Raw genomic sequence first — 24569 nt, 5'->3', positions numbered from 1 at the left:
CGCCTTACCCCCAATGCCCGAGCAAGTCTTGATCTCCGCGTTTCTCTGCCAAGAGATGGCGAAGATTGACGCGCTGGTGGGGGAGCAGAGGCGGCTGATTGAACTGCTGAAGGAAAAACGCCAGGCCGTCATCTCCCACGCCGTCACCAAGGGCCTGAACCCACACGCCCCCATGAAGCCCTCCGGCATCGAGTGGCTCGGCGACGTGCCAGCACATTGGAGCGTGACGCCAGTCTCTCACTTGTGCGAACAAGTCACCTATGGGTTCACGAACCCGATGCCTACTACCGAGGAGGGTCCGTATCTGCTGACCGCGAATGATGTGGATTACGGCCGAGTCAAGTACGAAACTGCCCGCAAGACAAGTTACGAAGCTTATCGAAACGACCTCACAGACAAGAGCCGACCTAAAGAGGGGGATGTCCTGATAACGAAGGATGGAACACTCGGCAGGGTCGCTGTCCACGATGGGCGAGAATGCTGTATAAACCAGTCGGTTGCAAAGCTCAATCCCAAGCCAGAATTGATTCTTCCCCGGTTTATGGCGACCTGTCTCCTTGGCGGGATCTACCAAGAGCGAATGCTATTTGATGCAGGAGGTACTACAATTAAGCATATTTATATTTCAAGACTATCAAAAATGCCCGTTTGTTATCCTCCTTTGCCGGAACAAAAGTTCTTGCTCTCGCATTTAGATAATGAACTCGCTCGTCTCGACTCGCTTTGCTCAGAAGGTCAAAGGGCAATCGACCTTCTTCTAGAGCGTCGAACCGCCCTCATCTCCGCCGCCGTCACCGGCAAGATTGACGTGCGCGGGCTGGCCGAGTCGGAGGCCGCATGAGCCTGCATCACGAGGTCAACTTCGAGGCCGAAATCTGCGACCACCTCGCTGCCAACGGCTGGCTCCATGAGGACGGCGACGCGGCGAAATATGACCGGACGCGGGTCCTGTACCCCGAGGACGTGCTGGCCTGGGTTACGCTCACCCAGCCTAACGCCTGGGGCGCCCTCGAAAAGAACCACGGATCGAAGGCGGCCGAAACACTGCTTGCCCGGCTCCGCGACCAGATTGACCAGCGGGGCACGCTCGATGTGCTCCGGCAAGGGATCGAGATGCTGGGCCTCCGCGAGAAACTGCCGCTCGTCCAGTTCAAGCCCGCCCTCGCGATCAATCCCGACATCCTCGCCCGGTACGAGGCGAACCGCCTCCGGGTCGTCCGCCAGGTCCGGTATTCGACCCAAAACGAGAACAGCATCGATCTCGTTTTGTTCCTGAACGGCGTGCCGGTGGCGACGGCCGAGTTGAAGACCGACTTCACCCAGGGCATCATTGACGCCATCGACCAGTATCGCTTCGACCGCCATCCCCGGCCGAAGGGCCAGGCCCCCGAGCCGCTGCTCTCGTTCCCCAACGGGGCCCTCGTCCACTTCGCCGTCAGCAGCCGCGAAGTCCAGATGACGACGCGGCTCGACGGCCCGAGCACCGTCTTCCTGCCGTTCAACCAGGGCGACGGCGGCGGGGCCGGCAACCCCGTCAATCCGACGGGCGGGCACCGCACCGCCTACCTCTGGGAGCGCATCTGGGAGCGGCATGGCTGGCTCGAAATCCTCGGCCGCTACCTCGTGGCGAAGCGGGACAAGAATAAGCAGATCGAGCGGTACATCTTCCCCCGGTTCCACCAGCTCGACTCCACGCGAAAACTTCAAGCCGCCGTGCGGGAGCGGGGGCCGGGCGGCACGTACCTGATCCAGCACTCGGCCGGGTCGGGGAAGACGAACTCGATCGCCTGGTCGGCCCACTTCCTGGCCGACATGCACAATCAGGAGCAGGCGAAGCTGTTCGACACGGTCCTCGTCGTCTTCGACCGGAACGTGATCGACACGCAGTTGCAGGAGGCGATCTTCGACTTCGAGCGGACGCAAGGGGTCGTGGCGACGATCAAGGGCGAGGGGGGCAGCAAGAGCGGCGAACTCGCGGCGGCCCTCTCGGGCTCCAAGAAGATCGTCGTGTGCACGATCCAGACCTTCCCCTACGCGATCAGGGCAGTCCGAGAGCTTGCGGCGACCCAGGGCAAGCGGTTCGCGGTGATCGCCGACGAGGCGCATAGCTCGCAGACCGGAGAGGCGGCGGCGAAGTTGAAGGCCGTGCTGTCCGGCGAGGAACTCAAGGACCTGAACGACGGCGGCGAGGTCGATGCCGAGGACATCCTCGCCGCCGAGATGACGGCGAGGGCCGAGGACACGGGGATCACCTACGTCGCGTTCACCGCCACGCCGAAGCCGAAGACGATGGAGCTATTCGGCACTCGGCCCGACCCGAGCCAGCCCGCCGGCCCGGACAACCTCCCCGCTCCCTTCCACGTCTACTCGATGCGGCAGGCGATCGAGGAGAAGTTCATCCTCGACGTGCTCCAGAACTACACAACGTACAAGCTGGCCTTTCGGCTCGCGCACGACGGCAAGGACGTGGAGGACACGGAGGTCGAGCGCAGCGCGGCCTTGAAGGGGATCATGCGGTGGGTGCGGCTCCACCCGTACAACATCGCCCAGTGTCGTGCTGACCCATCACAGCCTGAAGAACCAGGGCAAGCAGTCGATGACCCTCGGCGGCGGCGACACGCCCAAGCTCCAACCGATGACGGAGGCGGGCGGCGGGAGCGTCCAGGAGAAGCAGAAGGCGCTGCTGAACGAGATCATCCAGCGTGTGAATGAACTGTTCGAGGGGGAACTGACTGACCAGGACAAGCTGGTCTACGTCAACAACGTCATCATGGGCAAGCTGCTGGAATCCGAGAAGCTCAGGCAGCAGGCGACCCACAACACCAAGGAGCAGTTCGCCAATTCGCCCGACCTGAAGTCCGAGATCATGAACGCGATCATCGACGCGCTAGTGGTCGTCCGCTATTGAGTTGCCGGGTATAGTCGGTGCAGTTTGATCCGGGCATCCGCCGTGGTGAACTGCCACCGAATGCCCACCATCCGCTCGTTGCGGTCCTCCTCCCACGCCGCGACCTCCCGCTTCAGTTCCTCGCTCGACCCGATCCGCCGGTCCAGGCACTGCCTCGCCAGCACCGACAGCTCGATCTCCGCCATGTTCAGCCAACTCCCGTGCTTCGGCGTGTGGTGGATCTCCAACTTCCCGGCGATCCGACGGGCCCGCTCCGGCGGGAACGCCTCGTACAGCGAGGCGATCTTGTGCGTGTTCAGGTTGTCCATCACCAGCACGACCTTCTCCGCCTCCTCGTGCACCTCCTCCACCAGCCAACGCACCACCTCGGCGAAGTCCAACGCCGTCCGACGCTCGGTGACGTGGACCGCACGCCACCCCAGCAGCGGCATCGTCACCATGAACAGGTTGGCCGTCCCGTTGCGGACGTATTCGTGATCGAACCGCTCGAGCCGCCCTGGCGCTGCCGGGATCGGCACGACCGTCTCGCCGATCAGTTGCTTGCTCGCCTCGTCGAGGCAGACCAGCGGTCGCGTCTCGTCGTAGGGCCGGTGGTAGACCTCCAGCACGTCCTCCATCGCCGCCACGAACTCGGCGTTCGCCTCCGGCGGGATGCACCACTGCTGCTTCAGATGCGGCCTCAGTTCGCTTTTTTCAAAGAGCGGCGCACCGTCTCGTCGGAGATCGAGGGGACGATCTCCAACTCGACGAGCTTGTCGGCCAGCAATCGCATCGTCCAGGCCTTGCGGCCGTCGGGGGGCTCCGAGCAGGCCAGGGCGATCAACTTCGCCTCGGCCCGGCCGTCGAGGGCCCGCTGGCGGCTGGGACGGGCCTGCGTCTTGCGGACCAGGGCGGCCTCCAGGCCCTGCTCGACGAACCGCTGGCGGACCCGCTCGATGGTGGCGACAGAGACCTCGACGGCCTCGGCGATGCGGTCGTCGGGCCAGGCGGGCCCGCCCTCGGCGGCATCAGCCTTGAGGAGGATGCGGGCATGGGCCAGTTTCAGAGCGGAGGCCTTGCCGGCGGAGATGAGATCGAGGAGGGCCTGGCGTTCGTCGGCGGTGAGCGTCACGATGTACTTCTTCATGTCGATGCTCCTGAAGCGGTTAGGGCTCCAGGAGAACCGATTGCAGCCCATCCCTCAAGTCGTCAGTGGCCGACCACTAGAGGCGCACACCTCGATGAGCACGCAGGCGTTGGGCTCGGAGGCCGTGCAGAACGGGATCAGGGACATCCTCCTCGGCCCGGCCGGGCTCTACGAGTCGTTGCGTGGGAAGGATGCCGCGAGCGGGATAGAGGTCTAGGAGCGGATCCTCCGGGTTGATCCGGCTTACCGCTCCGGAGGCGCGGGCAGCTTCTTCCGCTTCGCCCACGATTCGAGGGCCTCCCCGATGATGTCGGCCGCGTCCCGGCCGGACTGTTCGGCGATGTCGCGGAGCCAGTCCGCCCACTCGGGCCGCGCCCGGATCTTCACGAACTTCGATCGCGGGTTCTCCGCCGGGGGCCGGCCCCGGCCTCGCTTCGCCTCGTCCATCGGAACCGCCCCATTTTTTGTGGCCACTAATATTGAAATTGTGTGGCCACTTGATTATACTCTGTGCAGACGGACGAGCAATGGGCGAACCCGCAAACGAGAGGGGGCCAGGTGACTGGTACTCACGTGAGCGTCCGGTGAAACCCATTCTTGGCGTCCAGCCCGGCACAGGGCCTGCCCATCGATGATGGATCCGATAGCTGGGTCTTATGCGTAAGGCACACCCCCGCAGACGGCCGGGTTCCCCACCGCAGTACCGGGCGATTATCTCGGAGCCCATCAGCGGGCTCGTGGGTCAGATGGGACTCTGTCGCGGTGAAGAAGTGCTCAGCGGTGCCGGTTCCAGGCCAGGGCCATCGGGGCGCCCACGAGGCGCACCAGAGGGACGAGCAGCACGGCTGAAATCGCCAGGGGCCTGACACCCGAGGTGAGGAGCCCGTAGGTGATGACCAGCAGGCCGCCGACGCCCGCGGACCAAACGCCGAGGCTCGTCGCCATCGCTCGGCGGGACAGCAGCCCGCGGCGGCGTGACGCCCGGAGTACGCACACGGCCGCGAACAGCTTCACTCCGATCAGCGACCAGCACGACCACGAGAGCACCTCTACGGTGGGCCCCAGGGCGTCCGGGTGGCGGCCGACGTATCGCGCGACCAGGCCGAGGCCGGTGGCCAGGGCCAGGTACGTGGCGACCACCCCGTTGACGACCCACGCGCGGCCGGTGAGGGAGGGCACCAGCCCGCCGACGAGTTGCCCCCAGGTCAGGGTGAACAGGCCGATGCCCCCGAGCACGGCCGCGAACACGAAGCTCGGCCCGTCGAAGCCCTGAAGCCATGGCGCGAGCCACCGCGCCACCTCATCCGACCTCCCGAGGAGCCACAGCCAGAGCGGCACCCCGAGGACGACCAGCGTGGTCGTGGCCAGGGCGCTCAGGGCGGCCGCCCCGAGCTTGGCGGACGCCAGAGATCCGCTGCCGAGGGGCCGGGTGCCGTGGAACGCCGAGAGATGGAGGTCGCTCGCCCAGAAGCTGGTCTTGCCGAACCCGTACCCCACCGCGAAGGCCACGGCCAGCACGAGGACGACCATCCCGACGACCCCCTGGACGAGCTCCCTCGCCCCCACGAACGGGGCGACCACGACCGCGAGGAAGAGAAGGGAGCAAAGCGGGAACAGGGGCAGGATGGCCCCCTTTCGCCGCCACTCGAACCAGAGCTGGGCCCGGGCGGCCGAGCGAAACGGCGGCCGGCCCCGCGCCGGCACGCGTCCGGCTCGGTGCCAGGTCGGCGTCCAGCCACTGACCGTCCCGCGGCGGGTGAGGGACACCCCGACCACGGCCACGGCGTAGGCCAGCGGGAGGAAGCAGGCGGCGAAGATCGTCACGATGACCGGGCGCGCCGGGACCAGGGTCGAGTGGTCCACCCGGGGCTCGTGGTTCACGACCATGACGATGTACGTCGCGATCATCTCGAGCGCGAATTTCAAGGCCGGCAGGACCACGCACGCCGCGAGGACCCGGGCCAGGGGCGGCCCCGGCACGGCCCAGCAGATCGCCTGGAACCAGACGAGCGCGACGGCGAGCAGCGGGACCAGCCACCATAACGGCTCGACCCCCGCCGGGATCCAGACCAGCACGGCCATCGCGACCCACAGGAGCGTCAGGGCCCCAACCCCGTAGAGCATGGGCCACGCGACCAGGGCGCCGGTCCGCATGGGCAGGGTGAGCATCCGCGCCGGGAAGCCGAGCCGGAGGCGGCCCTCGCGGAACTCGCAATGGCTCACGGCCGAGAGGAGGAAGACGATCGCGACGGGGAGGAACACGGAGCTCAGGACGACGACGGCTTCCTCCGCCGTCCCGGTCGGGAGCAGCGCGCCGGTGAGGCCGGCCGCGATCAGCCCGGCGGCGACCGCGGCGATCCCCCGGCGGTTGCGGGCCCACAACTCCCAGCCGATCGCCAACGCGGGAGACAGCACGGCTCAACCCTCCTCGGTCGCGACGCAGGCGGCCCCGACCCGGGCGAAGAAGATCTCATCCAGCGACGGGGTCCGCTCCCCGACGATGCGGGCCCCGCACTCCGAGGCCGCCGACGCGAGCCCCCCGGGCCGGCCCGCGTACACCGCCGTCCACTCGTGGCCCGTCCCCGCCCAGGTGAGCACGCCAGCCAGGGCAGGCGGCCGGGTGCGGGCCTCCGCGAACCGGAGCGTCAGGCTGCGGTGGTTCTGCTTCACGTCGTCCAGGTCGGAGCTGAAGATGACCCGCCCGCCGTCGATCATGGCCACGCGGTCCGCCACCCGCTCCACCTCGTCGAGCAGGTGGGACGAGAACAGCGCGGTCCTCCCCTCCTCGGCGATGGCCCGGATGATCGCCCCCAGGATGTCGCGGCGGACGACCGGGTCCAGCCCCGACGACGGCTCGTCGAGCACGATCAGCTCGGGGCGGTGGGCCAGCGCGATCAGGAGCCCGGCCCGTGCCCGCTGGCCCTTAGAGAGGTGACCGATCCGGGCCGCGGGGGCCAGCTCGAAGGCTCGCCGCAACTCCTCGGCGTAGGCGTCATCCCAGCCGGGGTAGAAGGAGCGGGTGTAGCGGATCAACTCGTCGACCCGCATCCACCCGGGCAAGTCGTTCTCCTCGGACAGGTAGCCGATGCGGGAGAGGACCCCGACCGGGTCGGCCACCGGGTCGCGGCCGAAGACGCGCACCGAGCCGACGCCGGCCTTCAGCACGCCAAGGACGTGCCGGATGAGCGTCGTCTTCCCCGCCCCGTTGGCGCCGACGAGCCCGAACACCTCGCCGCGGGGGACCCGGAGGGTCACGCCGTCCAAGGCGACCCTGGGGCCGAAGCGACGGGTCAGGCCGTCGACGGCGATCACCGGGGCGGTCGTGCAGGCGGGAGCGGCCATGGCATCAGGACTCCTCGGGGCGTGGTTGCAGCGCCCGTTCGCGCCGGCGGATCAAGTCGAACAACGCGTCGGTGTCGAAGCCGAGCTGGCGGGCCTCGGCGAGCAGGGCGTCGACCCGCTCGGAGAGGATGCGGACCCGCTCGCGGTGGGCCAGTGGAGAACCGGACGCGGAGACGAACGTGCCGGTGGTGCCCCGCTTGACCACCACCCCGGCGACCTCGAGCTCACGGTAGGCCCGCGCGACGGTGTTCGGATTGATGACCAACCGCTCGGCCAGGGCTCGGATCGGGGGCAGCTCCTCGCCCGGGGTGAGCCGGCCGGAGGCCACCAGATACTTCACCTGGTTGACGATCTGCTGGTAGATGGGGATGCCGTCGCTTGCCGAGATTCGGATGTCCATCGAAGGCTGACGCCACCCACCCTGTTGATTTCCTGTATTAATCCAATAATACAATGGAACGCGAGGTGGTCAAGGATATTTTCTGAGGTTTTCCGATCGGCTCGCTCGATGGCGGCCACGGCCATCACGCCGGGGTTGATCCCGGAATGGAGTGGTGGGTCCGCCAGCGATCGGGCAGCAATTCCGCGACCCGGCGGGCCGGGTGGGTGCAGACCCGATCCAGCACGTCGCGGAGGTAGGCGAAGGGGTCGATCATCAGGGCCTTGCACGTCGAGGCGAGGCTGAACAGGATCGCCGCCGTCCTCCCGCCGCCCTCGCTCCCGGCGAACAGCCAGTTCTTGCGGCCGATGGCGACCGGCTTCACGGCCCGCTCGCTCGCGTTGTTGTCGATCGACAGGAATCCGGCCTCGGTGAAACGGTTCAATGCCGCCCAGTTCGACCGGGCGTAGCCGATCGCGCCGCCGATCGGGCTCTTCGGGAGCACCCGCCGGGCCTGTTCCTCCAGCCAGGTGCCGAGCCGGTCCAGCAGCGGGACGGACCGCTCCCGCCGCAGGGCGAGCAGCCCGGCCTCGTCCCGGCCCTTGCCCGCGGCCTCCACCTCGTAGAGCAGTCGGATCCGCGCCAGGGCCTCGTGCGCCCGCTCTGGGTCGCTCGTGCGAGCGTCGAAGAACTTGCGGCGCGCGTGGGCCCAGCAGCCCACCTCGACCACGCCACGAGAGTAGATCCGGTCGTATCCGCTGTAGGCATCGGCCTGGAGATAGCCGCGGTAGTCGCCCAGGAACCGCTCCGGCCCGTCGCGGCTCCGGTCGGCCGTGTAGTCGTAGAGGGCATAGGGATGCTCGCGATCGCCGAGATAGACCCAGAGCCGGGCGGTGCGGGCCCGATCCAGGCGTCGATCGAGCACCGGCACGGTGGTGTCGTCGGTCTGGATCACCCGCGACCTGAGCACCTCGGCCCTCATCGCCTTCCAGATCGGCTCCAGCAGCCAGGCCGCCCGGGCCATCCAGCCGCACATCGTCTTGCGCGACTGCTCGACCCCGTGTTGGGCGAAGATGCCCTCCTGCCGGTAGAGCGGGAGGTGGTCGGCGTACTTGCTCGTGATCACCTGCGCGAGCAGGCCCGGCCCCGGCAGCCCCTTCTCGATCGGCTGGGGAGGCTTGGCCGCCACGGCGACATGCCCCTGGCAATGGCGGCAGGCGACCTTGAACCGGACGTGCTCGACGACGAAGAGCGAGGCCGGGCGGTAGTCGAGCTGCTCGCTCGTCTCCTCGCCGATCGGCACCCGGTCGTGGCCGCATCCGGGGCAGGCCCGCTGATCGGGCGGGACCTCCTGAGCGGTGCGCAAAGGCGGTCAAGTTTTCCGGCTGGAAGAATCAGGTGATGATTGGCGCGAGTGGCGGAGGTTGCGGGTGCAGGACCTGAAACAACAGGCCTGGCGTCATCGCCGAGGCCCAGGACGCCTCCGAAGAGACCATCAGCCGCTGGCTCGCACGCGCCCGTCACGGTGGCCGAGCTGCGCTGCTCGCCCACCCCGTGCCCGTCCACCCGCCCAAGCTCTCGGAGGCCCAGAAGCGGCTGATCCCCGGATTCCTCTGGCACGGGCCGGAGGCCTACGGCTTCCGCGGCCAGGTCTGAACCCGCCGCCGCATCGCCCGGGTCATCGAGGAGGAGTTCGGCGTCTGCTACCACAAGGCCCACGTCGGTCGGTTGCCCCCTGAGTTGGGCTGGACGCCCCAGGTGCCGGTCCGGCGGGCGATCCAGCGGGACGAGGAGGCCATCCGCCGCTGATGGGACAAGGACTGGTCGGCACTGCGACGGCAGGCGCGGAGCGAGCGTCGGGTGCCGGTCCTCGTGGACGAGGCGGGGTTCTACCTGCTGCCGGGGGTGGTCCGGACCTACGCCCCCGAGGGGCCGACGCCGGTGCTCCGCGAGAAGGTGACGCGCGACCACCTGTCCGTCATGGGCGTGATGACGCCCGAGGGCAAGGTCTACACCCTGGCGAGGCAGGAGTCGCACAACGGCTAGCACAGCATCGAGCTCCGCGTGCACCTGCTGCGCGTCGCGGGGGAGCGACTGCTGGTGATCTGGGACGGATCGCCGATCCACCGCCGTGTCGAGGCCAATGCTTCGTAGCGGGCGCGCACGGCAAGCTTTGACTGGAGGAGTTGCCGGGGTACGCCCCCGACCTGAGCCCGTGGGACGAAGACCAGGAGTTCCACCTCGTCGTCGGTCACCTACGCCAGAAGCCACATCTGGTCCGAGCCTTCTACGCCCAAGACGGATTGAAGATCGAGGAAACTTGATCTTCTTTGCGCACCGCTCAGTCGTGGACGCGCCGCTCGCGGGGCAGGTCGGCCGGCTACGGTCGGCGGCCGTGGCCCCTCACCGGGCGGGCACGCGATGGCGGCGATGCCTCCGATGGCGCCTCGGGGGACGGGGCGAGAGGTGGCTCCGCCGGCTCGGCGAAGAGGAGCAGCTGGCCCGGATCGACCCGCTCGGATCGCGGGCCATACATCCGGCGGAGCAGGAGGTCGAGGCGGTGGCCGAGCTGCTCGACTTGCCGACGGGCGGCCCGCAGGCTGTCCGCGAGCTGGCGGATCATGCCGTGGCAGGTGGCCAGGTCTTCGGGCAGAGCCGCGGTCTCCATGGCCCAATTCTGACCGCTACAGATGCCGGGCGCAAGGGCCTCGGGCCGTCGATCAGGGCGTGGTGGAGGCCGTGGGGAGGGCGTCGCGTGGCCGGCGTCGGACCGAGGCAAGGTCCACCCCGTCGAGGATCATGGCCAGGTCCGCCCCGCGGATCTCGGCGGCGTCGCCGTCGCAGGCCGGGAACCGGAACGTCCCCCGCTCCAGCCGCCGAGACCAGAGGGCGTACCCGTCGCCGGCCCAGTACAGGACCTCCAGCCTGTCCCCCCTGCGATTGCGGAAGACGAACAGGGCGCCGGAGAGCGGGTCCTGGCGGATCACCTCGGTCGTCATGCGAGCCAGGCCGTCGAACCCGCGCCTCATGTCCGCCGGCCGAGCGGCGAGGAAGATGCGGACGGAGGGCGGCCAGCTCAGCATCCCGGGGCCTCCAGGGTGGCGACGACGCGGCGGAGGATGTCCGGGTCGAAGTCGGCCCCCACGGCGATGCGTCGCCCGCCGGTCAGGAGGATCTGGATCGGCGATGCGGCGCCGTCGGATGGTTCGTGGGATCGGCGGTCGGCTTCGGCCTCGATGACGCGCACGGGCAGGAAGCACGGTCCCCCAGGCTCACGAGGCTTCGGCGCGGATGCCCTGGGCTTGCGCCGGCTCGGGGAGACAGAGGCCCCCTCCGCCCTGAGCCGGCCGAGCCACCAGCGGAGGCTATGATACGCGACGCCATGCTCCTGGCAGAATCGGCCCTGGGTCAGGCCGCTCCGTCGATACTCCCGGATGATCCCGGTCCAGTAGTCGGCCTTGGACGTTGAGGAAGACTTGGCCATCGCGGTGACTCCAAGAACGCGGAGAGCGATGACTCAATCATCGGGCCGAGTCGATCAATAATGAAGATGCGGTCTACAGGACGGACACGTACTCACCCGACCCCCGAGGGCAAGGCTTCTGGGGGGGCCCACCCATGACCATCCTCTTCGATTCGACCCGCCCCGCCAAGTCCAACCGTCGATTCGGCCTCCGCCTCTCCCGGCCGACCGACGCCTACGGCAACCCCCTCCGCCGCGTCGGCTACTCGGCCGCCGATGCGGCCTGGCACGCCTCTCAGGGGGGCGACTTCCACGCCCTGGACACCGACACCGCCTCGATCCTCTGGGAGCGGGCTGCGAACGATGCGGAGGCCGATTACCGCGTCGAGTCGCTCGGCTACCTCTGAGACGCCCGAGGCCGGGGGCATCGGGCCCCCGACCTCGTCCGCTTCCCGCCCTTCCCGGAGTATCGACGGCATGAGCATCCCGACCCGACGCCCCACCCCCGACGCTCCCCTGCCTCGACCTGGCCGGCCTGGACCGATGAGGTCCGATGGACGCCCGGCCCCTCGTCTCCCGAGTGCGACGACCCGGGCGAGGGGCCCGCCGGCCGCCTCGTCTGCTCATGCGGCCGAGTTTTGATCGAGTACGACATGCCCGGCCCGGATCACGTCGCCGAGGCGGCCTGCAATACGTGCGGCGCGGCCGAGCGGGCCGCGCTCGATTGCCCCTCGCCCCTCCCGGTCGGCCCAGAGTCCGAGACCGTTTCCCCGCCCTTCTGAGCACGTCGGTTCCCCCCGGACATCTCCCCGATCGGCCCCCTCGGTCGGCCGGGGTGTCTTATCCTAATCGATCCCGTCCCATCAGCCGGCCGGGACGCAGGGGCCTGAAGCCATTGGCGTCTCCCCGGCCCCCGTACCCACGTTGATCTGCACGGCCATGAACGACTCGGGACGGTGGCGTTGGACGGCATGGAGCGTCTTCGCGGCCCGCTGGAACCGCCGTTCGGCCCGCTCGATGGCCCGCTCCCGCTGGATGCTCTCCCGCTCGGAGAACCCGGCGTGCATCCAATCGAGGTAGGCCACCGCCGCGGTGAAGGCCAGGGATCGGACGAGCGGCGTCGGCTCCGGCCCGGCCAGCTCGCCGGCGAACGCCAGGAGGTCGGCCTTGAGCGTCCGGGCCGTCTGCCGGGCCTCCTCGGACTCGTTCTCGCCCGTCGCCGAGACGACGCGATCGAGCATCGCCCGCTCCATCATCCGACGCAGCTCCAGGGGCTCGACCGGCGGCGGGGTCGGCCGGGCCGGCTCGGGAATCGTCTCGCTCATGGGTCGTCTCCTCCGTCGCCAGGGGCCCCGGTTGGGCCGGTGGAAGCCGGCCGATCGGAGGGCCCACTCGGCCATGTCTCGGGACAGGGTAAACAGGTCGTCGAATGCCCGCTCCTTGGTTGCCTCGGACGCTCGCCGGGCTCGATGATGCCTCCGATCCGCCTGGCGGGCTTCCCGATGCTCTGCAAGTCGATCGGTCACCAGCTCGGCCCGCCAGCCCGAGCCGACATAGACCGAACGGACTCGCCGGCCCTCCCGACGGCTCTCGTAGAAGTAGGACCGGCCTCCGCGTCGTTTCCAGGGCATTGAACGTCTCCGAACACCACCCGTCCAAATTGCCCTACACCGATCGTCGTTGCACCACTCCGAGCTCTATCGGGCATGCCGCATGGCAGGGTTGTTCGATTATAGTCGGACGAGGACCAACGCAACGCTTCTCTTGTGGCCATCTGTCCAGGAACGTGAGGAGTGGCCCCTGCTCCTTCGATCTCGGAAGGTGCCGCCGATGCGTGATCCAGCGGTCGTCGATGCGTAGAGCCCCCGGCACCGGGGCTGGTCTTCCGCAGCGTTTCTAGTAGGCTGAGCCGTTCGAAAGCCGTGACACAGCGCGGACCGGCTGCGTCAATTGGGGCGGAAGACGCGGCTCGAACTCCGGCGCGTGACTCCTGGCCTCATTCACCAGGTCGCACGGGCGACTGACCGAGCAGATCCGGGCGACGCACCGCGCTCCGCCGGCCCGGGTCGCGAGTTGGTCGGTGTCACCTCCACGCCGTACTGGTCCAGCGATCCAGCCATCGTGAACCGGCTCGGATGTTACCGGGAGCAGGTTCCTGTACGATTGCCGAGGATCGATCGTCGACCGACCCGGACAGTCCGCCGCGACGCCGCATTTCGCCGGGCCCCCCGCGCCCGACCACTTGCACCACGTCAGGGGATGCGCATGGGGACTCGCGATTCCACCTGCTGGACGATCCTCCATGAGGCTGCCGCGGGGAGCGACGTGGCCCGCGCCGAGTTCGCGGCCAGGTACGCCCCCGTGGTCCGCACCTACCTGGCGGCGCGCTGGCGGGGATCGGAGCGACTCCAGGACCTGGACGACACCGTCCAGGACGTCTTCGTCGAGTGCCTGAGGGAGGGCGGCCTGCTCGAACGGGCGCGGGCCGATCGACCCGGGGGATTCCGGGCGTTCCTCTATGGCGCCGTGCGCCACGTCGCGCTGCGGGCCGAGGCGAGGCGGGCCCGGCAGCTCGCCCGCGAGCCGGCGCAGGGCATCGACCTCGAGGGCATCCCGGGTGGTGAGGAGACGCTCTCACGGGTCTTCGACCGCGCCTGGGCCAAGGTGGTCGTGCGCGAGGCCGCCGAGCGGCAGTCGGTGCTGGCGGCACGACGCGGCGAGGCGGCCCGGCGTCGCGTCGAGTTGCTCAGGCTCCGATTCCACGAAGGGCTGCCGATCCGGGAGATCGCCAGGCTCTGGGGCCTCGACGCCGCATACCTCCACCACGAGTTTGCTCGGGCACGCCAGGAGTTCCGGTCGGCGCTGTGGGAGGTGATCGCGTCCCACCATCCCGGATCGCCGGAGGATGTCGATCGCGAATGCGAGCAACTCCTCTCCCTGCTCGAATAACCTCGTCTCCGGCTCGCGACCCCGGCGCGGAGCCGAGCCGTCTGGGGGTATTCCTCGCCGTCCCTCGAGAATTCCTGCGCGAAAACGGGCCGGTCGGTGAACCCGGAGTAGCGGGCCGGAGATCCGCGAGGGCCAGGCGCCATGAACGACCCTGCCGATGCCGATCGAATGCCCGTGGCCGACGGACCCGATGCCCGCTTCGATGCGGCGCTGCGGGCGGCCTTCGGGCCCCCATCGACAGCCGCAGGAGGGGCGTGGGGCGGCGTGTTGGAGGCCGTCCGAGATTCCACCGGCGTCACATCGCGCGTCTTGTTGCGCGACGAGCCGGACGCGGCGTTGCCGGTGATCGGGCCCGGGGAGGAAGCCCTGGATTGCGTCGGACAGGGACGCTACCAGGTCCTCGGTGAGATCGCCCGAGGGGGGATGGGGATCGTCCTCAAGGGACGCGACCCCGACCTCGGCCGCGACGTCGCCCTGAAGGTACTCCATCCGGGTCACTCGCGAAACCCGGCGATGATCCAGCGGTTCATCGCAGAGGCCCAGATCGCCGGGCAGCTCCAGCACCCCGGCATCCTCCCGGTGTACGAGCTGGGGCTCGATGCCGACCTGCGACCTTACTTCGCGATGCGGCTGGTCAAGGGAAGGACCTTGGCCGCCCTGCTGGAGGAGCGGCCTGCCCCCCCCCACGACCTCGGTCGGTTCCTCGCCATCTTCGAGCAAGTCTGCCAGGCCGTGGCTTATGCACACGCTCGGGGAGTCATCCACCGCGACCTGAAGCCGTCGAACATCATGGTCGGCGCCTTCGGCGAGGTGCAGGTGGTCGATTGGGGCCTCTCGAAGGTCCTCCGACAGGGCGGGGCGAAGGAGGGTGTCCCAGGACAAACGCCGGAGGCCGCCGAGCCGCAGGTGACGACCGTGCGCACGGCCGGGGGAAGCTCGCCCTCGCACTCGGGGGCGATCATCGGCACCCCGTCGTACATGAGCCCGGAGCAGGCGCGGGGCGAAGTCGACCGCCTCGACGAGCAGGCCGACGTCTTCGCCCTCGGGGCCATCCTCTGCGAGATCCTGACCGGGCAGCCGCCCTACGTCGGGGACCGTTCCCGGATCCTCGAGGACGCAGCGGTCGGTCTCCTCGACGAAGCCCGGGCTTGCCTCGATGCGAGCGGCGCCGATGGCGAGCTGATCCGGCTCGCCAAGCGCTGCCTCAATGCCTCGCGAGCCGTCCGGCCCCGCCACTCGGGAGTGCTGGCACGCGAGGTCTCGGCCTTCCTGGCGTCGGTCGGCGACCGAGCCCGGGCCGCCGAAGTCGCCGCGGCCGAGGCCCGGGCCGCCGCCGCCGCCGAGCGCAAGGCGAGGCGACGGACGACCGTGCTCGCTTCGGCGCTCGGCGCCGCCATCTTGGCCGCCGTCACCTTCGCGATCATCGCCGAGCACGTGCGCCGGGCCCGCGCCGAGCAGGCGGTCGCCGAGGTGGCCGCGCTCTTCCGGAAGGCGGACTGGTTCCGCGACCAGTCCCGGCGCATCCCTCCCGACCAGCTCGGCCCCTGGGAGGGGGCGCTGGTCCAGGTGCGGCGGACCGCCGAGATCGTCGGCGCCGGTGCCATCGACGAAGACTCTCGAAAGGACATCGTCCGGCTCCTCGATGAGCTGAGGAGAGAGGAGCAGCGCGTGCGCGTGCGCTCCCGCCAATACCGCGCCTCGCTGCGAGAGAGAGCACCAGATTCACCATACCTGCCCCGCCAGCATCAGGAGTGAACCCATGCATACAAGGTGCCTATCGCCGCTGCTGGCCCTCGGCCTGATCGTGTTCGGGGCCACCGCTCCGGCCCATCCCGGCTCCGACATCGGCTCGGTCTCGACGCTGGTAACGCGAACGGGGCCAGACGAGAAGTGCGGATCCGCAGTCCCGAGATCGGAGCCTCACACGCTGCTCGCCCCGGCGCCGGGCTCACCGCTTCCCGCCCCCGACGGTACCCTCGCCGCCGGCGACGTCGACGGCGATCGCTGCGCCGACTTGGTGTTGTGCACCGGGACGACGTTGAATGTCTTCCTCGGCAGCGCCCACCGTCCCTGGCGAAGAGAGCCGGACATCACCGCGGATCTGCCGGGGAAGGCCAGCGAGATTGCGGTTGAGGACGTCAACCATGATGGTCGGTTGGACGTTGTCCTGGCCGATCACGACAGCTACGCCGTGACCGTCCTGCTCGGCGTCGGAGACGGTCGGTTCCGGGCCGCTCCCGGCTCGCCGTTCATCGCGCGCATCGGGGAGCAGCCGCACACTCACGGGCTCGCAATCGCCGACGCGGACGGCGATGGGCACCCGGACATCGTGACCGCCAATAACGCCGACGGCGACGTGTCCCTGCTCCTGGGCGACGGCCATGGTCGATTCGCCCGAGCGCCCCAGTCCCCGTTCCCGTGCGGCCGGAGTCCCTACCCCATCGCGGCGACCGACATCAACGGTGACGGATGTGCGGACGTCCTCGTCCCCAATAGCGGCCCCGACCTCGAAACACTCCAGATCCTGCTGGGCAACGGCCGAGGCGAATTGGCCCCGGCGCCAGGATCGCCTCTTACCTGCGATGCCGGCATCTGGTACGTCGCGGCGGGCGACCTGGACGACGATCGCCGGCCGGACGTCGTGGCGACTCACTCCGAGGGCGGGGCCGCGCTGACCATCCTGATCAACGATGGTCACGGCGTGCTCTCTCCCGCACCCGGCTCGCCACTCCAGCTCGGTCATGGCGCCTGGGGCGTGGAGATCGCCGACATGGACCGCGACGGCAACGCCGACCTGGTCGTCGCCGGTGACGAGGCCATCCGCGTGTTCGAGGGCGACGGGAGGGGCGGCTTCCGGCCGGCCGACGGGTCTCCCTATCGGACCGGGAAGGGTGCCTGGCGGCTGGCGGTGGCCGATTTCAACGGCGACGGAAAGCCCGACATCGCGACACGGTGCGTCGAGGAGGAGCGAGTGGAAATCCTCTTCGGGACTTGAGGGGCGCCGCCTCCCGAGGCCCATCGACGTGAACGATCGTCCGACCCACCATGTTGATGCCCAGGGATAAGGAGTGAACACATGCGATCCGGGATCGCTCGACCGGCCCTCGCCCTCGGCCTGATCGCCCTCGGCCTGATCGCCCTCACCGGCGGCTCGCCGGAGGAACCGCCAACGCCGAAGCTCGTCCTCCAGACACCGCCCGCGGCAGGGGTGAATTCGGTGGCCGTCTCGCCCGACGGTTCGATCGTCGCCGGCGCCGCCAACGAGGGTGGGGTCCGCCTCTACGATGCGAAGACCGGCGTCCTACTGCGGGCGATCGGCGAGGTCGGCGATCGCTCGGTCAGCTTCTCTCCCGACGGGCGGAGCCTGGCGGCGGGGGGCTTCCACATGGACAAGCTGGTCGGGATCTACGACGTGCAGACGGGCCGTCGCCTGCGCACGCTCACCGGGCACACCGAGTGGGAGACGGACGCCTGCACCTTCTCGCCCGACGGGACGATGCTCGCCTCGACCGGGACGGACCGGCAAATCCTCGTGTGGGACCTCGCGACGGGGAACCTCCGGCACCGGCTCGCGGACCAGCCCTTCCGGGCCACCACCCTCGCCTTCTCGCCCGACGGCGCCACCCTCGCCTGCGGCGGCGACAAGACGGTGCGGCTCTGGGACATGAGGACCGGACAGCTCGGTCGGACCCTCACTGGCCATCGCGACTGGGTCTGCACCGTGGCCTTCTCGCCGGATGGGACGACTCTCGCCAGCGGGAGCTGCGACTGGTCCTTCCACCGCGGCCACGATTGGCCCCGACCGGCCTGGAGGGGGACGGAGCGATGCGAGTGGCGGCTCTGGGATGCCGCCTCCGGCGATCTCAAGCGCGCCGAGGCCGAGTCGGGGCGGTTCCTGTCCCTGGCCTTCGCGCCCGACGGCACGTCCCTCGCCTGCGGGATCGGGGCGGAGGTGCGGCTGTACGACCTCGCGTCCGAGGTCCCGGGCCGGGTCGTGACGAGCCACCATCACGGCGTCACGTCCGTCGCCTTCGCTCCCGACGGCGACGCGATTATCAGCGGGAGCCACGACCATACGATCAAGCGTACCAGCCTCGCGACCGGCCGAGAGCAGTGGCACACGCCCGGTGCCTTCGAGCAGGTCAATTCGGTCGTGCTCACGGAGGACGGCGCGCTGTTGGCCACGGGCAGCAGCGACGGCCGCTTCGCCTTGGGCGTGCGCGAGGCGGGGGCAGAGGGGATCGGTCCGGGGGCGGTCCGGCTGTGGGACGCGAGGAAGGGGCGACTGATCCGACGGCTGGGCGCCCCGGCCGATCAGATCATGGCGGTGGCCCTCGCACCGGACGGCCATCGCGTCGCCGCCGGCGGCGGGAGCCCCGATGGCAAGGGCGTCGTCCGCGTCTGGGATGTCGCGACTGGGGAGCACGCCTGGTCTGCGGGGGACCACGCGGCCGAGGTGCTCGCGGTCGCCTTCGCACCCGACGGGGCGACGCTCGCCGGCGCCGACGCCGACGGCCTGATCCAGCTCCGCGACCCCCGGACGGGCACCGTCTCGCGGACCTTGTCGGGTCACACCAGGGGTGCGACCTCGCTCGCCTTCTCGGCCGATGGCACGGCCCTCGCCTGCGGCGCCGGCGACGGGACCACCCACCTCTGGGAGGTCCGCTCGGGCCGTCGCGTCCGCAGCTTCCGGCCCGAGGCCTCGCAGGCCGGGGCCATCACGGGAGACCGGCCGATGACCTGCGTCGCGATCAGCCGGGACGGGTCGACGCTCGCGACGTGCACGGCCGGCGTGAACCAGAACTTCGCCGAGCCGGTGCGCCTCTGGGACGTCCGGACGGGCGAATTGCGGCGCACGTTCTCGGACCCCGCCGTCTCGGGACGGCCGATGGCCCTGTCGCCCGACGGCGCCATCCTGGCCACGGGCGGCAAGACGGTCCGGCTCTGGGACGCTCGGACGGGAGAGCCGCTCCGTCAGCTGTACGGGCATCTCAAGCGGACCCAGTCGCTCGCCTTCTCGGCTGACGGCCGGCTCGTGGTCAGCGGCGGCAGCTACGGGACGACGAACGCCTGGGAGGTCGCGTCCGGGCGGCACCTGGTCACGCTCTTCGCGTTCCCCGAGCGTCGCGGCGACACGGTCGATGAGGAATGGCTGGCCTATCACCCGGACGGCTACTACGACGGTTCGCCCGGCGTCGGTCGCCTCCTCTCGTGGCGCGTCGGCGATGAGCTGCTGCCCCCCGAATCCCTGGGCCCGCATCTCAACCGCCCGGACCGGCTCGAGTCCGCCCTGAATCTCCGGGCACCGGGAACCGACTTGCCCTGAAACACGTACGCCCACGAGGCGAACGGCCATCGCCGTCGAGCAGACTGCATCACCACGTGGTTTGCTGGACGTCAAGAACGTCAGGCTTGCGATCCCGGCTTCGTGAGAACTCTTTCAGGTGCGTCAATTGGGGCAGATGGCGACATGCTCACCTGGCCCTGTCTGAGCCGGAAGACGCCCTGCCCGGTCTCCCGCCTCGCTGCCCGGCGCGCTCGCGGACGGACCTCGAACCGACGCCTCATCGGCGGCCCGCTCGAAACGCCGACCTCCGTCGACCGATCCTGTGGGATTGCTCGTACCTCCGTGCGATCCGGACTCAAGAGTGATCGGTCGCCTCCTCCGGGCTGCCGGGCCGCCGATCGGACGGGCGTCACCTCCCCGGAAAAATGGGTCAGCCCCTTGGCGCCATCTACGCGATGTAGTAGATCTTGCCTCTACACCATGTCGATGGTCCGCCCGAGGCGCGGCGACGACGGGGAGATCGGAGCGACCATGGCGAATCGGCCCAACCTGAGCGACGCGGAGCTGGAGGTCCTCAAGGCACTCTGGGACCACGGGCCGGCGACGGTCCGGCAGATCAACTCGACGCTCCAGGGCCGGGGGCGACGCTGGGCCTACACCACGGTGGCGACCCTCCTGCAACGGCTCCAGGCCAAGCGGGCCGTCGCCGTCGACCCGTCGGCGGTCCCCCACGTCTACCGGGCGGCCCTGACGCGCGACGACCTGCTCGGCGAGCGGCTCAAGGCAGCCGCCGATGAGCTCTGCGATGGCCGGGCCGCGCCCCTGGTCCTGACGCTGGTGCAATCCCACCGGTTCTCCCCCGAGGAGTTGGCGCGGTTCCGGCAGCTGATCGACGAGCAGCGTGGCCGGTCTCGCCCGGCCAAGCGACCGGGTCAATCCGGAGGCTAAATGTCGGGTGGCGCGGCCGGGCATCCGGGCCGCATCGCCCGGGACGGGAGGCAAGACCATGGTGTGGTGGTTCGCCGAGACGACGATGGTCGTGGCGGGGCTGGCCGCGGTGGCGATCTTAGCCGGACGGAGCGATCGGCTCTCCCCCGCCGCGAGGCACGTCTTCTGGCTCGTGGCCTTGCTCAAGCTCGTGATCCCGCCACCGGTGAACTGGCCGTGGTCGCTCGCTCCGCCGGCCCGGGGCGGGCTCAACATTGAGTCGCGCCTGTCGTTCGCCCCCTCGGAGTTCGATGTCCTGGAAGCCTCCGCGCCGGGGTCACCCCCCGGGCCGGGCCCGGGAGCCGGCCCGGAGCCGATCGCGACCCGGTCGGGTCGGACGCCGGTCGTGACCGTCGGTGGTGCCCGGGCTCCCGGGGTGGCGTCCGTGGACGCTGATGCCCGATCCCCCCGCACCTCGACGTCCGACGGATCCCGGCCGGGGCTGTCCGATAGGGGAGGAATCCGGAGGAGCGTGGTGGCCGCCTGGCTCGCCGCCTCGGCCGTAGTCGCGGCCGTCCAGATGGCCCGGATCCTCCGCTTTCGCCGACACCTCCGCCGGGCCATCCCCGCCCCCGAATGGCTCGAGGTCGAGGCCGCTCGCCTCGCCGAGCGGATCGGCGTCCGCGTGCCCGAGCTGTGCGTCGTCCCCCGACTCGGGCCCCCGATGATCTGGTGCCTGGGCCGCCCCAGGCTCCTCCTCCCGGCGGACCTCGTCGAATCGCTCGACGCGGGGCGCTGGCGCGGGATCCTCGCCCACGAGCTGGCCCACCTGCGACGGGGTGACCACTGGGTCGCCCGGCTCGGGCTGGCCGCCGGCTGGCTCTGGTGGTGGAGCCCGCTGTATTGGCTGGTCCGGCGTCGGCTCGACGCCGAGGCCGAGCTGGCCTGCGACGCCTGGGTCGTCTGGGCCTTGCCCGGGGACCGCGTCTCGTACGCCGAGGTCCTCTTCCAGATCGGTGAATCCCTATCCCGCCGCCCGTCCGGGCCGCCGGCGCCCTCGTTGGGCATCGGTGGCGCGGGCCGCTTCTTCGAGAGGAGACTGACGATGATCCTGCGAGAACGAGTCGCTTGCCGCCCGTCCCGCGTCACCCTGCTGGGAGCGGGCCTGCTCGCGGTGCTGTCGTTGCCCTCGTGGACCTCCGCCGGCCCGGCCTCGACGCTCGACGAACCCCGGGCTGCTCCGGTCCTCCTCGCGACGCTTGACCCGCATGAGGCCGCCGTGCAGGACGACGGTGAGACTTCCCGAGCGGCGCAGGCGGACAAGGCCAAGGAGCTGGAGGCGCTCGCCAAGCAGATGGAGGCCCTCGGCAAGGAGATGGAGTCGAAGTTCGGCCCCGAGTTCGAGAAGAAGATGGAGGCCCTAGGCAGGGAGATGGAGTCGAAGTTCGGCCCCGACTCCGAGTTCGCCAAGCAGATGGAGTCGAAGTTCGGCCCCGACTCCGAGTTCGCCAAGCAGATGGAGAAGCTCGGCGAGACGCTGGAGGCCAGGCGCGCCACAGAGTCCCTCAAGGGCGTCGACGCGGCTCCTCGAGAAGGCTCAACCGGTCCCACCGCCAACCCCGAGGCCGCGGCGGCTCAGGCCCTCGAATTAGCCCGGGAACGGGTCCGCTCCGCGGAGCGGATGCATGAGCTCGGGTACATCGACGATGCGCAGCTCGAGGCGGACCGCAAGGTCCTCCAGCAGGCCGAGGCCCGGATGCGGCAGGTCGATCAGGAACAGGCCGGCCCTCAACCCGATCGCGACGAGCGTGATCGTCGCATCCGGCAGCTCGAGTCCACGATCCGGGAACTCCTGGACGAGCTCCGGTCGCTCCGCGACGACGAGGAGGGCAGCAGTCAAGCCAATCCCCGGGATCCATCGGGCGTCGGCTTGATCCGCTCCTGATCCGCCGGTCCCGGCCGATCGGCTCCCGCCGATGGGGCGTACGAGCGATCCGGGCCGCGCCCGGGAACGGTCCCGTACGCATCGACCGGGAGGCGTTCAGGTTCTCCTGGTCGGTGCGTCTTGTTGGGCAGAAGTCGCAACTCTGAACAAACGGTCATTGCAGGCCGTGGACCCGCTCCCCCGGTGATCATAACGCCCGGCCCTCCAGAGAGGGCGACACAAACCCCGTCGGCTCGGGGCGTCCTCGTCCGGATCGGTTTCGGCACCGATCCCCCCTGTTCATTCCGCTGCTCTCAGCGAAACGCGACGCCAGAACCACCCCCCGAAATCGGTCCCCTTCGGGCCCCCCGTTCTGGCACCGGCGCCCTCCTATTCCTTTGCAGTTCTGTGGAATGGCTGGCGCCGGAACCCCGACGCCCCCGGTCCTGGCACCCGCCATTCCGTTCTCCCTCGGTTTCAGGCGGGATGGCGGCGTCAGATCACCCGGCGTCGGAACAGCTCCCTGAAGGTCGGGGCGATCTCCCGACCCCAGCCGGCCAGCCGCTCGGCCGTCGCGACCGCCTCGGCCAGCTCGGCATAGCGAGGATCGCCGGCGCGGCCGGCCTTGATCCAGCGTTGCAGGGTCCGCTTGCTGATGCCGGCCTCCTCCGCCGCCCAGTCCCGGGAGAGGCCATCGGCGATCCCCCGGAAGAGGGCGACCAGCCGACTCGGGGTGTAGAGGGGGAGGGCGTCTCGTTTGTAGGTGGAATCAGTTCGGTGTGGGGCACCAGAAGGCGTCCCACTGCCGATCTCCGCTCTTGAACAACGCCCGCAAGTGGCTCAGGGCGTCGGCCCCGTCGGCGCCCCACCTCATCCCCGAGCCCTTCATCCGCTGCCCGATGACCGTCTTGCACGCCGCCTCCACCGGCCCCGAGCCGATCGCCCAACCCTTGGCCACGTAGCCCGGGTAGTCCATGCGGTGCGCCTGGTTGGTGAAGTACCGCACCACCTCCGCTCGTGCTTCCTTCGCCGCGTGGCCGCGCACCTCCAGGCCTCGCAACGCCTCGAGTACGGTCGGGCCGCCCTCGTATTTCAGCCGGTGGCACCAGTCGCCCAGCCAGCCCTCCCGCGCTTCGTCGTCGCCCGGGAACAGGGCGCGGGCCAGGCCCCCCAGGTATTCGGCGGCGTGGTAGAAGTCGAGGATCACCGCCTCGACCCTCCCGAAGTTGGCACGCGCCCAGCCCTCCAGCCCGCTGCCCCCGTCGGTCAGCGCGATCCACCGCTCGGCCCGGTCCATCCCCACCTGCGCCGCCTGCCGCCGGAGCGGCTCGCCCAGGGGGGCCACGCCGCACAGCCCCGCCACGTAGCGGGCCCGGAACCGGGGCGGCGGGCCGTCGGGCCGCGCCCGGCGGGCGGACACCTCGGGGACCGGGTTGTAGACCATCGCCACGGTGGCCATCCGCCCCTCGGCCGACGACCCGCCCTCGCCCTGCTGCCCGACCCCGGTCGCGTCCGCCGCCACGTACGCGCAGGTCTTGCCCTCGGCGTCCTTGTGCCAGTGCCAGGCGCGGGCCCCGCCGAAGACCTCCCCGGCGGCCAGCCGCCGGCCGACCTCGGCCCCGGCCGCCTCGGCGGCCCGCTCGACCGTCGACTCGGCCAGGCGCAGCCCGGCCATCTTCGGCAAGGTCACCTCGGCCGCCTCGGCGAACGCCGAGAGCGCCCCGGCCAGGCAGGCGACCTCGTAGGCCGCCGGGGTCAGCGCCGCCTCGGGCACCCGCATCACGGCGTCGCCGGGGGCGAAGCCGCCGTGGCAGTGGGGGCAGTGGTAGTACGCCCGGGTGACCCGTACCGCCCCGAGCAGGCTGACCACCCGGCGGGGACGGTGGCCCATGAACTTGGCCGGCTCGAGGCAGGTCGGGCAGCTCACGCTCGACCCCCGGTACCCCCCTTTTTCCGCCCGTCGAGGGCGGCCTGAATCGCCTTGGCCCCGGTCTTGTGGACGAGGTCGCGGACCTCGTGCTCGGTCTGCCCGAAGAGTCGGTCGTCGCCCCGCGAGGCGAGGAGCTGGGCGATCCGCCAATGGTCCTCCTCGGAGGCGGCGTGGAGGGCCTGGTAGATCCGCTCGGCGTCGGCGGCCTGCTCCGGGGTCAGGCCCGAATCGGGGGTGCGCATGGCGGGATGTCCGTGCGAGGTTGTGGGTGAAATCCGTCGATCCCATCAGCCACCCCTGTTGTACGGGATTTCCCACCTACTTTCGAGACGCC

The 24569-nt window shown here is 69.8% G+C and carries 23 protein-coding genes and 2 pseudogenes; 13 read left to right on the top strand and 12 right to left on the bottom strand.

Annotated features, from left to right (window positions below):
- Positions 1–55 precede the first annotated feature (55 nt).
- The 3 genes and pseudogenes from ElP_RS11255 (at position 56) to ElP_RS41615 (ending at position 2908) form a co-directional block, all read left to right on the top strand.
- Positions 56–841, top strand: coding sequence for a restriction endonuclease subunit S (locus tag ElP_RS11255; protein WP_145269301.1), 786 nt, complete (start codon positions 56–58; stop codon positions 839–841).
- Positions 838–2550 (top strand): annotated as a pseudogene (locus tag ElP_RS11250) (type I restriction endonuclease); the annotation flags it as partial. The gene ElP_RS11255 and the pseudogene ElP_RS11250, both read left to right, overlap by 4 nt.
- Positions 2551–2635: 85 nt before the next feature.
- Positions 2636–2908, top strand: a complete 273-nt coding sequence (locus ElP_RS41615; protein ID WP_197446896.1) for a hypothetical protein — start codon at positions 2636–2638, stop codon at positions 2906–2908.
- On the opposite strand, the gene ElP_RS11245 is transcribed toward ElP_RS41615, so the two are convergent.
- Positions 2902–4034, bottom strand: a protein-coding gene (locus tag ElP_RS11245) for an IS630 family transposase (RefSeq protein WP_145268065.1) whose coding sequence is annotated in 2 segments (ribosomal slippage) — positions 2902–3596 and positions 3596–4034 — 1134 coding nt in all. Because the reading frame shifts where the segments join, the coding sequence is not laid out codon by codon here. The two genes, ElP_RS41615 and ElP_RS11245, sit on opposite strands and share 7 nt — an antisense overlap.
- Positions 4035–4110: 76 nt before the next feature.
- Between ElP_RS11245 and ElP_RS41610 the strand changes: the two are divergent.
- Positions 4111–4251 (top strand): annotated as a pseudogene (locus ElP_RS41610) (HsdR); the annotation flags it as partial.
- Positions 4252–4277: 26 nt separating this feature from the next.
- On the opposite strand, the gene ElP_RS11235 reads toward ElP_RS41610, so the two are convergent.
- From ElP_RS11235 to tnpC, 5 genes are all read right to left on the bottom strand, one after another.
- The gene (locus ElP_RS11235; RefSeq protein WP_145269299.1) at positions 4278–4481 is read right to left on the bottom strand and encodes a hypothetical protein; all 204 of its coding nucleotides are present in this window, start codon (positions 4479–4481) and stop codon (positions 4278–4280) included.
- A gap of 327 nt (positions 4482–4808) precedes the next feature.
- Positions 4809–6449 (bottom strand): hypothetical protein, encoded by a 1641-nt coding sequence (locus tag ElP_RS11230; protein ID WP_145269297.1) that lies wholly within the window; start codon positions 6447–6449, stop codon positions 4809–4811.
- A 3-nt stretch (positions 6450–6452) separates the two neighbouring features.
- Positions 6453–7376: an ABC transporter ATP-binding protein gene (locus tag ElP_RS11225; protein ID WP_145269295.1), complete on the bottom strand. Its 924-nt coding sequence runs from the start codon at positions 7374–7376 to the stop codon at positions 6453–6455.
- 4 nt (positions 7377–7380) lie between these two features.
- Positions 7381–7776 carry a GntR family transcriptional regulator gene (locus ElP_RS11220; protein ID WP_145269293.1) on the bottom strand — a complete coding sequence of 132 codons (396 nt, stop codon included), beginning with the start codon at positions 7774–7776 and terminating at the stop codon, positions 7381–7383.
- Between the two features lie 124 nt (positions 7777–7900).
- On the bottom strand, positions 7901–9121 hold the full coding sequence (tnpC, locus tag ElP_RS11215) for an IS66 family transposase (protein ID WP_145269291.1): 1221 nt from the start codon (positions 9119–9121) through the stop codon (positions 7901–7903).
- A 302-nt stretch (positions 9122–9423) separates the two neighbouring features.
- Here tnpC and ElP_RS41110 point away from each other — a divergent pair, with 302 nt between their 5' ends.
- Entirely contained in the window at positions 9424–9564 is a 141-nt protein-coding gene (locus tag ElP_RS41110) for a helix-turn-helix domain-containing protein (RefSeq protein WP_145278383.1), read from the top strand.
- A 51-nt stretch (positions 9565–9615) separates the two neighbouring features.
- Positions 9616–9801, top strand: coding sequence for a hypothetical protein (locus ElP_RS11205; protein WP_145269289.1), 186 nt, complete (start codon positions 9616–9618; stop codon positions 9799–9801).
- A gap of 334 nt (positions 9802–10135) precedes the next feature.
- On the opposite strand, the gene ElP_RS11200 is transcribed toward ElP_RS11205, so the two are convergent.
- The 3 genes from ElP_RS11200 to tnpA are packed head-to-tail and all read right to left on the bottom strand — an operon-like array spanning position 10136 to position 11239.
- A complete protein-coding gene (locus ElP_RS11200) occupies positions 10136–10423 on the bottom strand; it encodes an IS66 family transposase (protein ID WP_145269287.1) in 288 nt (95 codons plus the stop codon).
- Between the two features lie 52 nt (positions 10424–10475).
- The gene (gene tnpB, locus ElP_RS11195) at positions 10476–10838 is read right to left on the bottom strand and encodes an IS66 family insertion sequence element accessory protein TnpB (protein ID WP_145269285.1); all 363 of its coding nucleotides are present in this window, start codon (positions 10836–10838) and stop codon (positions 10476–10478) included.
- Entirely contained in the window at positions 10832–11239 is a 408-nt protein-coding gene (gene tnpA, locus ElP_RS11190) for an IS66 family insertion sequence element accessory protein TnpA (protein WP_145269283.1), read from the bottom strand. The genes tnpB and tnpA overlap by 7 nt, the downstream gene beginning before the upstream one ends.
- A gap of 134 nt (positions 11240–11373) precedes the next feature.
- On the opposite strand from tnpA, the gene ElP_RS11185 reads away from it, so the two are divergent.
- The gene (locus tag ElP_RS11185; protein WP_145269281.1) at positions 11374–11625 is read left to right on the top strand and encodes a hypothetical protein; all 252 of its coding nucleotides are present in this window, start codon (positions 11374–11376) and stop codon (positions 11623–11625) included.
- A gap of 456 nt (positions 11626–12081) precedes the next feature.
- On the opposite strand, the gene ElP_RS11180 is transcribed toward ElP_RS11185, so the two are convergent.
- Complete coding sequence (locus tag ElP_RS11180; RefSeq protein WP_145269279.1) at positions 12082–12849, bottom strand: hypothetical protein; 768 nt, start codon at positions 12847–12849, stop codon at positions 12082–12084.
- Positions 12850–13483: 634 nt separating this feature from the next.
- Between ElP_RS11180 and ElP_RS11175 the strand changes: the two genes are divergently transcribed.
- From ElP_RS11175 to ElP_RS11150, 6 genes are all read left to right on the top strand, one after another.
- A complete protein-coding gene (locus ElP_RS11175) occupies positions 13484–14167 on the top strand; it encodes an RNA polymerase sigma factor (RefSeq protein ID WP_145269277.1) in 684 nt (227 codons plus the stop codon).
- A 141-nt stretch (positions 14168–14308) separates the two neighbouring features.
- On the top strand, positions 14309–15922 hold the full coding sequence (locus tag ElP_RS11170; RefSeq protein ID WP_145269275.1) for a serine/threonine-protein kinase: 1614 nt from the start codon (positions 14309–14311) through the stop codon (positions 15920–15922).
- A gap of 4 nt (positions 15923–15926) precedes the next feature.
- On the top strand, positions 15927–17162 hold the full coding sequence (locus ElP_RS11165; RefSeq protein WP_145269273.1) for an FG-GAP repeat domain-containing protein: 1236 nt from the start codon (positions 15927–15929) through the stop codon (positions 17160–17162).
- Between the two features lie 81 nt (positions 17163–17243).
- The gene (locus tag ElP_RS11160; RefSeq protein ID WP_145269271.1) at positions 17244–19493 is read left to right on the top strand and encodes a WD40 repeat domain-containing protein; all 2250 of its coding nucleotides are present in this window, start codon (positions 17244–17246) and stop codon (positions 19491–19493) included.
- A gap of 492 nt (positions 19494–19985) precedes the next feature.
- Positions 19986–20402: a BlaI/MecI/CopY family transcriptional regulator gene (locus ElP_RS37870; RefSeq protein WP_197446894.1), complete on the top strand. Its 417-nt coding sequence runs from the start codon at positions 19986–19988 to the stop codon at positions 20400–20402.
- Positions 20403–20460: 58 nt separating this feature from the next.
- On the top strand, positions 20461–22326 hold the full coding sequence (locus ElP_RS11150; RefSeq protein WP_145269268.1) for a M56 family metallopeptidase: 1866 nt from the start codon (positions 20461–20463) through the stop codon (positions 22324–22326).
- 748 nt (positions 22327–23074) lie between these two features.
- Here ElP_RS11150 and ElP_RS11145 read toward each other — a convergent pair.
- Positions 23075–24232 (bottom strand): ISKra4 family transposase, encoded by a 1158-nt coding sequence (locus ElP_RS11145; RefSeq protein WP_197446285.1) that lies wholly within the window; start codon positions 24230–24232, stop codon positions 23075–23077.
- Positions 24229–24477, bottom strand: a complete 249-nt coding sequence (locus tag ElP_RS37865; protein WP_197446284.1) for a hypothetical protein — start codon at positions 24475–24477, stop codon at positions 24229–24231. The genes ElP_RS11145 and ElP_RS37865 overlap by 4 nt, the downstream gene beginning before the upstream one ends.
- Positions 24478–24569: the final 92 nt, after the last annotated feature.

It is taken from the genome of Tautonia plasticadhaerens (assembly GCF_007752535.1).
Taxonomy (GTDB): domain Bacteria; phylum Planctomycetota; class Planctomycetia; order Isosphaerales; family Isosphaeraceae; genus Tautonia; species Tautonia plasticadhaerens.
This window is presented reverse-complemented; position numbering and strand designations above follow the sequence as displayed.

Bases quoted from the DNA above. Each gene is read 5' to 3' on its own strand.
- ElP_RS11235 (WP_145269299.1), bottom strand. From the start codon at position 4,481: ATGGACGAGGCGAAGCGAGGCCGGGGCCGGCCCCCGGCGGAGAACCCG.
- tnpA (WP_145269283.1), bottom strand. From the start codon at position 11,239: ATGGCCAAGTCTTCCTCAACGTCCAAGGCCGACTACTGGACCGGGATC.
- tnpB (WP_145269285.1), bottom strand. From the start codon at position 10,838: ATGCTGAGCTGGCCGCCCTCCGTCCGCATCTTCCTCGCCGCTCGGCCG.
- ElP_RS11220 (WP_145269293.1), bottom strand. From the start codon at position 7,776: ATGGACATCCGAATCTCGGCAAGCGACGGCATCCCCATCTACCAGCAG.
- ElP_RS11255 (WP_145269301.1), top strand. From the start codon at position 56: ATGGCGAAGATTGACGCGCTGGTGGGGGAGCAGAGGCGGCTGATTGAA.
- ElP_RS11150 (WP_145269268.1), top strand. From the start codon at position 20,461: ATGGTGTGGTGGTTCGCCGAGACGACGATGGTCGTGGCGGGGCTGGCC.
- ElP_RS11165 (WP_145269273.1), top strand. From the start codon at position 15,927: ATGCATACAAGGTGCCTATCGCCGCTGCTGGCCCTCGGCCTGATCGTG.
- ElP_RS11160 (WP_145269271.1), top strand. From the start codon at position 17,244: ATGCGATCCGGGATCGCTCGACCGGCCCTCGCCCTCGGCCTGATCGCC.
- ElP_RS11175 (WP_145269277.1), top strand. From the start codon at position 13,484: ATGGGGACTCGCGATTCCACCTGCTGGACGATCCTCCATGAGGCTGCC.
- ElP_RS11185 (WP_145269281.1), top strand. From the start codon at position 11,374: ATGACCATCCTCTTCGATTCGACCCGCCCCGCCAAGTCCAACCGTCGA.
- ElP_RS37865 (WP_197446284.1), bottom strand. From the start codon at position 24,477: ATGCGCACCCCCGATTCGGGCCTGACCCCGGAGCAGGCCGCCGACGCC.
- ElP_RS37870 (WP_197446894.1), top strand. From the start codon at position 19,986: ATGGCGAATCGGCCCAACCTGAGCGACGCGGAGCTGGAGGTCCTCAAG.
- ElP_RS11180 (WP_145269279.1), bottom strand. From the start codon at position 12,849: ATGCCCTGGAAACGACGCGGAGGCCGGTCCTACTTCTACGAGAGCCGT.
- ElP_RS11200 (WP_145269287.1), bottom strand. From the start codon at position 10,423: ATGGAGACCGCGGCTCTGCCCGAAGACCTGGCCACCTGCCACGGCATG.
- ElP_RS11170 (WP_145269275.1), top strand. From the start codon at position 14,309: ATGAACGACCCTGCCGATGCCGATCGAATGCCCGTGGCCGACGGACCC.
- ElP_RS41615 (WP_197446896.1), top strand. From the start codon at position 2,636: ATGACGGAGGCGGGCGGCGGGAGCGTCCAGGAGAAGCAGAAGGCGCTG.
- ElP_RS11225 (WP_145269295.1), bottom strand. From the start codon at position 7,376: ATGGCCGCTCCCGCCTGCACGACCGCCCCGGTGATCGCCGTCGACGGC.